This window comes from Mesorhizobium sp. WSM1343, assembly GCF_055901535.1.
The window spans coordinates 300,400-311,810 of sequence record NZ_CM148370.1 but is presented as its reverse complement, the minus strand read 5'-3'; the positions used below and the strand labels follow the sequence as shown (position 1 = coordinate 311,810).

Genomic DNA, 11,411 nt, shown 5'->3' with positions numbered 1-11,411 from the left:
GGATCCTCAATCTTCGTCTTTATGCATGTCGTTCTCCCAAAACCGCTGCGCACTTTTGGGCGACATGCATCAGTGCGCGATGCCGGAGCCGGCCGCTTCGTCGATCAGCCGCCCGCTGGCGAAGCGATCAAGGTCGAATGGACGGCTGATGTGGTTGTGTTCGCCAGTCGCCAGCAGGTTCGCCAGCAGCGTGCCGCCTGCGGGAATGGCCTTGAAGCCGCCCGTGCCCCAGCCGCAATTGAGGAACAGGCCGGGCAGCGGCGAGGGGCCGATGATCGGCGAGGAGTCCGGCACGACATCGACGATCCCAGCCCATTGCCGCATCAGCTTGAGCTGGCCGAAGATCGGGAACATCTCCAGCAGGCCGGCGATCACCCCCTCCAGCGCCGGCAGATTGCCGCGCTGCGCATAGGAAGGAATGCGGTCGAGCCCGCCGCCGATGACGATCTCGCCCTTGTCCGACTGGCTGACATAGACGCCGCAGCCGGGCGACAGCACCACCGTGTCGAGGATCGGCTTGACCGGTTCGGACACGCAGGCCTGCAGCGCATAGGAATTGATCGGCAGGCGGAAGCCGGCCTTGGCCGCCAGCACCGAAGAATGCCCGGCCACCGCCATGCCGATACGCTCGGCACGGATCGCGCCACGCGAGGTCTGGACGCCACGGCAGCGGCCGCCCTCGATGATGAAATCGGTGATCTCGCAGTTCTGGATGATGTCGACGCCGAGTCGGCTTGCGGCCCGCGCATAGCCCCAGGCGACCGCGTCATGGCGTGCCGTTCCGGCCCTGCCTTGCCAGATACCGCCGAACACCGGGAAGCGTGCGTCCGGTGAAAAATTGTAGATCGGCGCCACCCGGCGCACATCGTCAGGCGAAAACAGCTCCGCATCAATGCCGTTGATCTGCATGGCGTTGACGGTGCGGGCGCCGATCTCCATCTCGCCGGTCGAGTGGCAGAGATTGACCATGCCGCGTTGCGACAGCATGACGTTGTAGTTGAGCTCTTTCGACAATCCCTCATAGAGCCGGTGCGCCAGCCCGTAGAGCTCGACGCTCTCCGGATAATAGTAGTTGGAGCGCACCACGGTGGTGTTGCGGCCGGTGTTGCCGCCGCCGATCCAGCCTTTTTCCAGCACCGCTACCCTGGTGATGTTGTGGTTCTTGGCCAGGTAATAGGCCGTTGCCAGCCCATGGCCGCCGCCACCGATGACGATCACATCATAGGACAGTTTCGGCTCGGGCGAGCGCCACGCCGGTTGCCAGCCGGTTTGGCCGGCCAGGCCCTCCTTGAACAGCGACAGGGCGGAATAGCGTGTGGTCATGACGTGCCGGACAGGCCTGATGTTCGGAAAGAAACGTGGATCATCGCATGGTCTTCCGCACCGACGTCACCGGTTCGATCGGTCATGCCCGCATCGCCTTGCCCAGTGGATCGTATGGCGACGAGGCGATGACGCGCGCACCTCTTTCGACGCCGACGATGTGGGTTGTCAACTGCGTATCGATATCAGCCACCTCGCGCTCGACCAGCGCCATGGCGAGGCTCTTGCCGACCGTATGGCCGTAGCCGCCCGAGGTGACGAAGCCAGCAAGCTTGCCTCTATACCAGACCGGCTCGTAACCGCTGGCATCGGCGTCCACCGCGTCGATTTCGAGCGTCACCAGCGTGCGCCTCGATGAAGCCTTCAGCTCCTTCCGGGCCGCCTCGCGGCCGATGAAATCGCCCTTGTCGAAAGCGATCCAGCGGTCCATCCCGGTCTCATCGGGCGTATAGTCCTGCGTGAACTCGCGCGACCAGATACCAAAGCTCTTTTCGAGCCGCAGCGAATTGACCGCGCCGAAGCCGTATTCGCTCACGCCCAGATACTTGCCTGCCGTCAGCAGAGCGCGGCGCAGGCCCGCGTGCTCATTGGCCTGACAATGGATCTCGTAGCCGAGTTCGCCGATGACCGAGAGCCGCCCGACCTTGGCCCGCACCAGCCCGACATCCAATGTCTTGCAGGCTAGAAAGCCAAAGGCCTCGTGCGAAACGTCCTGATGTGTGAGGCGCTCAAGCAACATTCGCGCATTGGGACCAGCCAGCGAGAAACCGACGACCGCGTCTGAAATGTCGCGGACGGTGACGCCGTCGCTCATATGCTGCTCGAACCAGCGCATATGCCACTGCCGCAGATAGTAGGATCCCATGATCCACCAGGAGCCATCGCCCCAGTTGAAGACGGTGAGGTCGCCCTTGAGCTTGCCGTTTTCGCCGAGCATGGGCGCGAGCTTGGCGCGACCCGGCTTGGGCAGCGCACAGGCAAGCAACCGGTCGAGCCAAGCTTCCGCCTGCGGCCCGGCGATTTCGTAGCGCGAGAAGGCAGTGATATCGAGCAGACCGACGCCCTCGCGCACGTTGCGGCATTCCTGTGCGACGATGTCGAAGGCGTTGGAGCGCTTCAGCGTCGGTGTCTCGACGAAGCCATGCGGCGCGAAATAGAGCGGCACTTCCATGCCCCATGAATTGCCCCAGCGCGCGCCGGCGGCATCCATCGCGTCATGCGCGCCGGCTGTCTTCAAGGGCCGCCCCGCCGGCAACTGCTCGTTGGGATAGCTCATGACAAAGCGGCGCGAATAGAACTGCCCGGTGGTCTGCCTGATGTATTCGCGGTTGGAGGCGAAATCGCCATAGCGGGCGATGTCCATGCCGTAGACATCGGCTTCCGGCTCGCCATGGATCATCCATTCGGCAAGCGACTTGCCGACCCCGCCGCCTTGCAGGAAACCGGCCATGACGCCGCACGCCACCCAGTAGTTGGGAACCCCGCGCACCGGGCCGACCAGCGGATTGCCGTCCGGCGAGAAGGTGAAGGCGCCGTTCACCCAGCGCTTGATGCCGGCATTCTCCAGGCAGGGGTATCGGCTGAAGCCGAGGGCCAACTCGTCGGCGATGCGGTCGGTGTCTTCCTGGATCAGTTCAATGCCGTAATCCCACGGCGCCCCATCCATGTTCCAGTGCTTGTGGTTGATCTCGTAGATGCCGAGCAGCAGGCCTTTCTGTTCCTGGCGCATGTAGGTGAAGCCTTCGAGATCGACGATCAGCGGCAATTCCCTGTCCAGCGCCTGGATTTCGGGCAGCGCCTCGGTGACGAGATAATGGTGCTCCATCGGCGACACCGGCAGGTCGATGCCGGCCATCCGGCCGACCTGCTTGGCCCACAGCCCGCCGGCATTGACGACGTGTTCGGCAATCACCGTGCCCTTCTCGGTGACTACGTCCCAGCCGCCGTCCGCGCGGCGGTTGAGTGCCAGCACGCGGTTGTGCTCGATGATATCGGCGCCGCGCAGCCTGGCTGCCTTGGCATAGGCGTGCACGACGCCCGAGGGATCGATATGGCCTTCGCGCGCGGCATAGAGTCCACCCAGCATGCCGTCGGTGTTGAGGATCGGGCAGCGCTGCTTGATCTCATCGACTCCGACCAGGTGGACATCGTCGATGCCCATGGTCTGGAAGATGCGGTAGGAAGCCTTGAGCCATTCCCAGCGCTCCGGCGCGGAGGCGACCGAAATACCGCCGGTCATGTGCATGCCGATGCTCTGGCCCGATTCCTTCTCGACCTCGGAGAGCAGGTCGATCGTGTAGGCCTGCAGGGCGGCGATGTTGGGATCGGCGTTCAGCGCATGGAACCCGCCGGCCGCATGCCAACTCGACCCTGCGGTCAGCACCTCGCGTTCGATCAGCGCGACGTCGCTCCAGCCGAACTTCGCCAGGTGATAGAGCACCGAGGCTCCAACCACGCCGCCGCCGATGACGATCGCCCGATATTGGGATTTCATCCTGTCGCACTCCACCCAGCCAGTGTGGAGTACCCTATCGGTATTGTACATATGTGTCTAGAGCTTGGCGAACAGCGGAATGAGCGCCCCATGACGCCGCTCTGCGCCCATACGGCAGAGGGCTCCTCTGCTGCTGTCGGCAGCAACCGTGCTTGCTATTGGGCCGATGCGCGAAGCGAAATCGTCAGGCCGCGGCGACCGGGCGGGCCGTACTATCGGTTGCGCGAAAGCGTCTTCTCGACATAGCGCGAGAAGTCCTCGACATCCTCCGCCGGAGGCTCCTGGCCGGTGAAGCTGCGCAGATAACCGGCGACGTGAGGCAGGCGGCTGCTCATCGGCTCGTTGAGCTCAAGCGAGTAATAGCCGATCTGCATGAAATACAGCACGCGGGCCCGCACGAAGGCATCCTCCTCGTCGTAGCCGTGACGCATGAACATGTCGCGTATGGCGTTGACACGCTCCTCGTCGGCCTCGTCTAACGCGCGCCTGATGGCGGGCGAGCGACGGGCCCAGGCCCTGATCGCGAAATCCAGCTGGGGGTCGAACAGCCTTTCGTCCACCCAGCATTCGAAAATGCTCATCACCCCGCGTATGACGGTGGCGGAAGGCCGCCTGGCGCGTTCCACGATGAATTTGGTATTCGTCTGCCGCCAGTAATCCAGCAACTGATCGAGCAGATCCTGCCGGCTCTTGAAATACCAGTAGAAGCTGGAGCGCGACACATCGAGCTTCTGGCCAAGCGTCAGCACGCGGACGCGTTCGACTCCGTCAGAGATCAACGTTTCAAGCGCAAGCTTCAGCCAGTCTTCGCGAGTGGCCTTGATGTTGCCGGTGGCGCCGGCGCGCTGAATCGTCGTTTCGAGAGCTGCCATCGACACGACGCATGACATGCTGCCTCAGGCAAATCAAGGCTATGGACATAAGTGTACAGAATGAATCGGCCCAAGCCGATTGATGCACGATGGAGGTTGGCTGCATCGAGGCTCGATGGGGAATCGTCGTCGCCCGCCATCCGCGCGGCGCAGGCACGGGGATTTTTGTCGCGGCCGGCGGTTCACTGTTTGCTTTCCCGCGAGGCAATTGTCTGGCAAATACCAGTTCAGACAGATGCCCGCGCGGCCAACAAGCAGGAACACACGATATGACGCTGTTTCGAAAGAACCTCATCGATGGCGAGTGGGTCGGCGATGCCGGTTCGCGCAACATCAACCCCTCGGATACCGGCGACGTCGTCGGCGACTATGCCTCGGCGGGTGTCGAACAGGCCCAGCAGGCGATCGCCGCGGCCAAGGCAGCGTTCCCGGCTTGGTCCCGCTCCGGTCCGCTGGCGCGTCACGCGGTGTTGAAAAAGGCCTCCGACGAGATTCTGGCGCGCAAGGACGAGATCGGCCGCAACCTGGCGCGAGAGGAAGGCAAGACGCTGGCCGAAGGCATCGGCGAGACAATTCGCGCCGCCCAGATATTCGACTTCTTTGCCGGCGAAACGTTGCGTTTGACCGGAGAGGTCGTGCCGAGCGTGCGGCCGGGCGTCGGCGTCGAGATGACGCGCGAGGCGGTCGGCGTGGTCGGCATCATAACGCCGTGGAATTTTCCGATCGCTATTCCGGCCTGGAAGATCGCCCCGGCGCTGACACACGGCAACACCGTCGTCTTCAAGCCGGCGGAGCTGGTTCCCGAGAGCGCCTGGACCATCGTCGACATCTTGCATCGCGCCGGCCTGCCGAAGGGCGTGCTCAATCTCGTCATGGGCAAGGGCTCGGTCGTCGGTCAGGCGATGCTCGACAGTCCCGATGTCAACGCCATCAGCTTCACCGGCTCGGTCGGCACCGGCAAGCGCGTCGCTGCGGCAAGCATCGAACACATGCGCAAGTTCCAGCTTGAAATGGGCGGCAAGAACCCGCTGGTCGTGCTCGACGATGCCGACCTCGCGATCGCCGTCGATTGCGCGCTCAACGGTGCCTTCTTCTCGACCGGCCAGCGCTGCACCGCCTCGTCCAGGCTGATTGTGGCTGACGGCATTCACGACCGCTTCGTCGACGCCCTCAAGGATCGCATGAGCAAACTGGTCATCGGCGATGCGCTCGACGCGCAGACCCAGATCGGTCCTGTCGTCGACGCGACGCAGCTGAAGCAGGACGAGGACTATATCGCCATCGGTGTCAGGGAAGGTGCCACGCTCGCCTTCGGTGGCGAGCGGCTCGACCGCAAGACGCCGGGCTTCTACCTGCAGCCGGCGTTGCTGACCGAGGCGACCAACGCCATGCGCAGTTCGCGCGAGGAGATTTTCGGGCCTGTCGCCAGCGTCATTCGCGTCAAGGACTATGACGAGGCGCTTTCCGTTGCCAACGACACGCCCTTCGGCTTGACCTCCGGCATCTGCACCTCGAGCCTCAAGCATGCCACGCACTTCAAGCGCAATTCGGAGGCCGGCATGGTGATGGTCAACCTGCCGACGGCGGGTGTCGATTTCCATGTTCCCTTCGGCGGCCGCAAGGGTTCGAGCTATGGGCCGCGCGAGCAGGGCCACTATGCGGCGGAGTTCTACACCACGGTGAAGACGGCCTATACATTCGCAGGCTGATCGGCCGTCGACCGATCAGCCGGGCTGCTCGGTCACGTCCGACCACGCCGGCAACCCCGCCATGCACATCTGGATTGGAGCGGCGCGAAGGATGACAGTGCAGGACCTGACCTGGCTTAACCCGCCGCCGCACCATTCTATCGACGGCGACAGCGTTCGTGTGCGCACCGGCAAGGAGACCGATTTCTGGCGCGAGACCTTCTACGGTTTCTGGCGCGACAATGGCCACTTCCTGCACCGGCCCGTCGAAGGCGATTTCACCGCCGAGGTCACCGTCAAAGGCGACTACGAGGTGCTTTATGATCAGGCGGGGCTGATGGTCCGGCTCAGCGAAACCCATTGGATCAAGGCCGGTATCGAGTACACCGACGGCCTTGCCTATTTCTCCGTCGTGGTCACCAACGACACGTCAGACTGGTCGCTGGTCGCCATTCATGCCGGTCCGGGCGGCGTCAGGATCCGGCTGACCCGTCACGCCGAAACGATCCGTGTCCAGTATCTCGATGCTTCCGACGGCCACTGGGAGCCTGTGCGGCTCGCCTACTTTCCGATCTCCAGGACGGTCGATGTTGGCATGATGTGCTGTTCGCCGCAACGCGAGGGCTTCGAGGTCACATTCTCCGGCTTTTCGGTGGGGCCGCCGATATCGCGGGAATTGCACGATTGAGACGTGCGGCCTTGCGCCGACCGCAAGCCCTTCGACTTTGTCATAATCAAGTCTGTAGATCGAGCCTCGCCGGCGGCTGCGCCTGTCGTAAGTTGGGTTCTCCGGAGCCGGAAGGGGTATTGCGGGGAAACTTTTGGCCTTTGTTCCGCTCAAGGCGAATATGTCGGGCAGCACGTTGCAACGGTATTGGCATCCGCGCTAGGAGTTGCCCATGGGCAGGTTGCGAAGGGCAGTCAAAAGAGCCGTCTATTCCAGGGCGCTGAGATTTCTTGGCGTTCCGCCCGTGCTGTGGTCGCAAGGGATCGGACATTTCTGCGATTTCGCCGGGCCGCGCTGGTATCGCAACGCGTCAACCGCATCGACACAGAGCGAGGCATTTTTCCGCCAGCATTACAGCGGCGCACATGGCATCGTCTGGCTGCGTCTGAGCACCTTGTCCAGGGATGCGCAAACCTGTGATCTCGACACGTTCGTCAGGATCGTGTTGCCGACGATCACGGCACCGTTCACGCTGCTGACGACCGATGGCGATGCTTCGGTGCCGTCTGATCTGGCGAAGGACACCGTCGACCAGCTTCTCGCCAACCCCTTCCTGGTCTCCTGGTACAGCCAGAATTGTGACGGCACTCACCCCAGGGTCAAGCCTTTCCCGATCGGGCTCGATCTTCACACGCCTCGGTCCTTCGCCACGCCGGAAGGGCTTGTGAAGCAACTGGAAATCATACGCGCCCGGCAGGATCATGTGGACCGCCGCCCGCCCAGACTGTTCTCTGATTTCAGCATCAGCAATGGCTCGAGACAGCGCCGGGAACTGCTTGATGCCCTGCGCGGATGTCCGCATGTCGATTTCCTGACGAAACGCGTCTCGCAGCGCTCGATCTGGCAACTGTACTCGCAATACCCGCTTGTGCTGTCCACCGAAGGCAACGGCCTGGACTGCCATAGGACATGGGAGCTGTTTTATCTCGGCTGCATCGTCGTCACCAAGACCTCGCCGCTCGACCCGCTCTATCAGGGTCTGCCGGTCATTATCGTCGACGACTGGCATGAGGTCAGGGACCCTGATGCGCCGAGGCGCTGGATAGAGCAGGTTAAGCACCTGACCGAGCGCGACCATGTTTGGGGACGCTTGCATCCGCAAACCTATCTCGAGCCCATTCGGCAAGAACTTCTGCACGCACCCTGACAGGGCAGCCACGAAATTGGAGTCGCGGTCGGCAGGGCCCGCAGGATCCTCGGAAATATAGAGCCGGCTAACCTCTGGATGGCACCGACGTTTGGCGGATATCCGAGATGGTCGACGAGGCTTTCGTCAAGCGCCGCATCGTCGCCGAATGTCCGACGCACCAGCTGCGGCAGGCCGCCGGAATGTCACCATCGCCTGGACCACGCCAACCAGCGGCCCGCCAGATGCTTCCATGATGAGGTGAGCCTTGTCCGCCGATAGGCGTCGCCGGCCATCTTTATGCCTAGCGCCTGCGTCGGGAAGGGATGGATGACGTCGGCCAGCGCACGCAATCCCATGCCCGATTTGATGGCCAGCGACACCGCATTGATCATCTCACCGGCATGGCTGGCGACGACCGTGGCGCCCAGGATGCGGTCGGACCCTTCCCTGACGTGGATTTTGACGAAACCCTCCTCCTCGCCGTCCATGACCGCCCGGGCGACATCGTGCATCAGCACCGTATAAGTCTTGACCGGGATGCCGTTCTGGCGCGCCTCCGCCGGATAGAGGCCGACATGGGCGATCTCCGGATCGGTGTAGGTGCACCACGGAATGACCAGCTCGCTCAGTTTCCTGCGTCCGAGAAACAGGGCATTGCGCACGACCATGCGAGCTGTGGCCTCGGCGGTGTGGGTGAATTTGTAGGCGAGGCAGACATCGCCCGCCGCATAGATGTGCGGATTTGTGGTGCGGAGATAATCGTCCACCTTGATACCGTAGGCATCGTATGCCACCCCGGCGTTTTCCAGGTCGAGGCCGTCGACATTGGGCGATCGGCCGATGCCGGTGATGATCTCGTCGACGGAAATCGTTGTCGTGATGTCGTCGCACACCAGGTCGGCGAGCTTCTTGCCGCCTTCCGTTCGCACCGCTACCACCTCGGTGTTGAGGCGAACCTCGACACCTTCGCGCGCCAGCGCGTCCGAAAGGATCTGGGCGGCGTCGCGTTCCTCGCCGGGCAGGAACATCGGTTCCCGTTGCGCCAGGATGACCTTGGCACCGAGCAGGCAGAAGGCCTGCGCCGCCTCGCAGCCGAGCGGTCCGCCGCCAATGACCAGAAGCCGCTTCGGGCACTCCGTGAGCTCGAACATGGTCTCGTTGCTGAGATAGCCGGCCTCGGCAAGGCCTGGAATCGTCGGCAGCCTCGGGCGCGCGCCTGTCGCGATCAGCGCCTTCCTGAAACGCAAGGTTTGTCCGGCGACCGTGACAGCGTCCGGTCCGGAAAACAGCGCTTCGCCGAAATAAAGGTCGATGCCTTCGGAAACCAGCCTATCGGCGGCATCCGCGCGGCTGATCCGCTGCCGGATCTGCCGCATCCGCGTCATGGCGCGCGGAAAGTCGACGTGAAGACGGTCCGGCATGTCGCCGCCGAAATTCTCGGCATCGCGCATGTCGGCATAAAGCCTTGCGGTGCGGATGATCGACTTGGACGGGATGCAACCGACATTGACGCAAGTTCCGCCGATCAGATTGCGCTCGATGAGCGCGACCTTTGCGCCGAGGCCGGCCGCTTCGTAGGCGGCAGTCAGCCCAGCCGGCCCGGCACCGATGACGACGAGGTTGTAGGGACCGTCCGGCTGCGGGTTCTTCCAGTGCGGCGGATGGGCGCTCGCGATCAGACTGATGTCGTTGCTGTCGACGGGGAAGGCGGTGATCCTGGTCCGGTCACGCGACATTGCCGCCACCTGACGCCGGGCTTGCCGGCTGAGACAGCCAGCCTCCATTGAATCCGGCCTTGTGCAGACCGCGACGGATATGCTGATTGGATCGCATCAGCTTCCAGATCAGCCCTGACCGATGGTTCTCGATCATCATCACCACGATACCCTGATCCAGCCCATAGTGGCCTTCCGACACCCAGCCGTGCCTCCCGAATTTACGCCGGTTCGCCAATGTCGGATTGAAGCCGCTCGGCAGCCGGAAATTGTCGATCACCTCGGGGTAGCGATCACCGAGATGGCGCAGCGCCGCCAGGCAGATCTCCGGCGCGAAAGGCAGTGATGCCGGATAGGACCAAGGGGCGATCGTCCCGTCATCGGGCCCGAACGGAGCGCCGCGCGCGGCATAGCCGGAAAACCGCCGGCGCTGTCGCTCCACGCTGGTGCGGAAGCCGCCCGGCCCGTCGCCCGCCGAAAGTCCCCAAAGGTTCTCTTCATAGCCGTCATAGCCGTAAGGGTTGTGGCGCGCATAGTCGCGATGCAGATAGGTCGAGCGGCGGCTGTTTTCGAAATAGTCCGAGTTCTTCTCGCGCATGAAGGCGTCGCGGATGCCGGCGAAATCGATCCAGGCATGCGAGAACTGGTGCATGAACAATGGGCCGCCATACAGCACGTCGTAGCCGTAGATGTTTTCCCACTGATAGGTCGCCGTCCAGCCCTCGTAGCTGTTATCCGAGGTTGGACTGTCAGGCGAGGCCATCGACAGCACGTAGAGGATCGTCGCTTCGTTGTAGCCCTCCCAGCCATAGTGCAGAAAGCCGCTCTTTGGCTTCCAGCCTTGCCGCAGGGTCGGGCTTGAACCTTGTGCCCACCGCCAGTCGACGCGCCGGTAGAGCGCCTCGGCCAGTTGGCGGATTTCGGCTTCCTCGTCATCGTCACCGGAGAAATAAGCGCTCGCCACCAGCATGCCTGATATCAGCAACGCCGTATCCACCATCGACAGTTCGCAGCGCCAGACGCGCAGGCCGGTCCGCATATCGAGGAAATGGTAGTAAAAACCCTTATGGCCGGTGACGTCGTCGCTATTGCCTTGCCGGCTGGTCGAGAAGAAACGCAGCGCGGCCAGCGTCAGCTTCGCGGCGGCATCGCGCGTCATCCAGCCGCGCTCGACGCCGATCGGATAGCTGGACAGCGCGAAGCCGACGACAGCGATGCTGGCCGGCGAATTCGGCCGCGATGTGTCCGCGACCAGTCCGTTTTCGGGGTTCACGTTATCGAGGAAATAATCGAAGGCGGCGCGCTGATAGCGGTCCAGAAGCTCATCGTCGGAAAGTGCGGCAGATTCGGCTCTAAGCAAAAGTAGCAAACTCCCGCCTGACGGCTGCATTCCGTGTCATGGTTCCCGCTACCTTGTCGCGACTTGTCGATTCGAGGCGTCCAACTATACGCCCGCATGCTCC

The 11,411-nt window shown here is 63.0% G+C and carries 8 protein-coding genes; 3 read left to right on the top strand and 5 right to left on the bottom strand.

Features of this window, described 5'->3' with window-relative positions:
- Positions 1-69: 69 nt before the first annotated feature.
- The 3 genes from AC0NIL_RS01415 to AC0NIL_RS01405 form a co-directional block, all read right to left on the bottom strand.
- Positions 70-1,323, bottom strand: coding sequence for a sarcosine oxidase subunit beta family protein (locus AC0NIL_RS01415; RefSeq protein WP_473573872.1), 1,254 nt, complete (start codon positions 1,321-1,323; stop codon positions 70-72).
- An 82-nt stretch (positions 1,324-1,405) separates the two neighbouring features.
- Complete coding sequence (locus tag AC0NIL_RS01410; RefSeq protein WP_473573871.1) at positions 1,406-3,817, bottom strand: GcvT family protein; 2,412 nt, start codon at positions 3,815-3,817, stop codon at positions 1,406-1,408.
- Between the two features lie 212 nt (positions 3,818-4,029).
- The gene (locus tag AC0NIL_RS01405) at positions 4,030-4,689 is read right to left on the bottom strand and encodes a TetR/AcrR family transcriptional regulator (protein ID WP_024501867.1); all 660 of its coding nucleotides are present in this window, start codon (positions 4,687-4,689) and stop codon (positions 4,030-4,032) included.
- 269 nt (positions 4,690-4,958) lie between these two features.
- Between AC0NIL_RS01405 and AC0NIL_RS01400 the strand changes: the two genes are divergently transcribed.
- From AC0NIL_RS01400 to AC0NIL_RS01390, 3 genes are all read left to right on the top strand, one after another.
- Positions 4,959-6,398: an aldehyde dehydrogenase family protein gene (locus AC0NIL_RS01400; RefSeq protein WP_013528145.1), complete on the top strand. Its 1,440-nt coding sequence runs from the start codon at positions 4,959-4,961 to the stop codon at positions 6,396-6,398.
- Between the two features lie 91 nt (positions 6,399-6,489).
- Complete coding sequence (locus AC0NIL_RS01395; RefSeq protein WP_473573870.1) at positions 6,490-7,065, top strand: DUF1349 domain-containing protein; 576 nt, start codon at positions 6,490-6,492, stop codon at positions 7,063-7,065.
- A gap of 211 nt (positions 7,066-7,276) precedes the next feature.
- Entirely contained in the window at positions 7,277-8,251 is a 975-nt protein-coding gene (locus tag AC0NIL_RS01390) for a hypothetical protein (RefSeq protein ID WP_013528143.1), read from the top strand.
- Positions 8,252-8,436: 185 nt separating this feature from the next.
- Here AC0NIL_RS01390 and AC0NIL_RS01385 read toward each other — a convergent pair whose 3' ends face one another.
- Positions 8,437-9,969, bottom strand: coding sequence for a mercuric reductase (locus AC0NIL_RS01385; RefSeq protein ID WP_473573869.1), 1,533 nt, complete (start codon positions 9,967-9,969; stop codon positions 8,437-8,439).
- Entirely contained in the window at positions 9,959-11,308 is a 1,350-nt protein-coding gene (locus AC0NIL_RS01380) for a glucoamylase family protein (RefSeq protein ID WP_013528141.1), read from the bottom strand. Before AC0NIL_RS01380 ends, AC0NIL_RS01385 begins: the two co-directional genes overlap by 11 nt.
- Between the last annotated feature and the right edge of the window lie 103 nt (positions 11,309-11,411).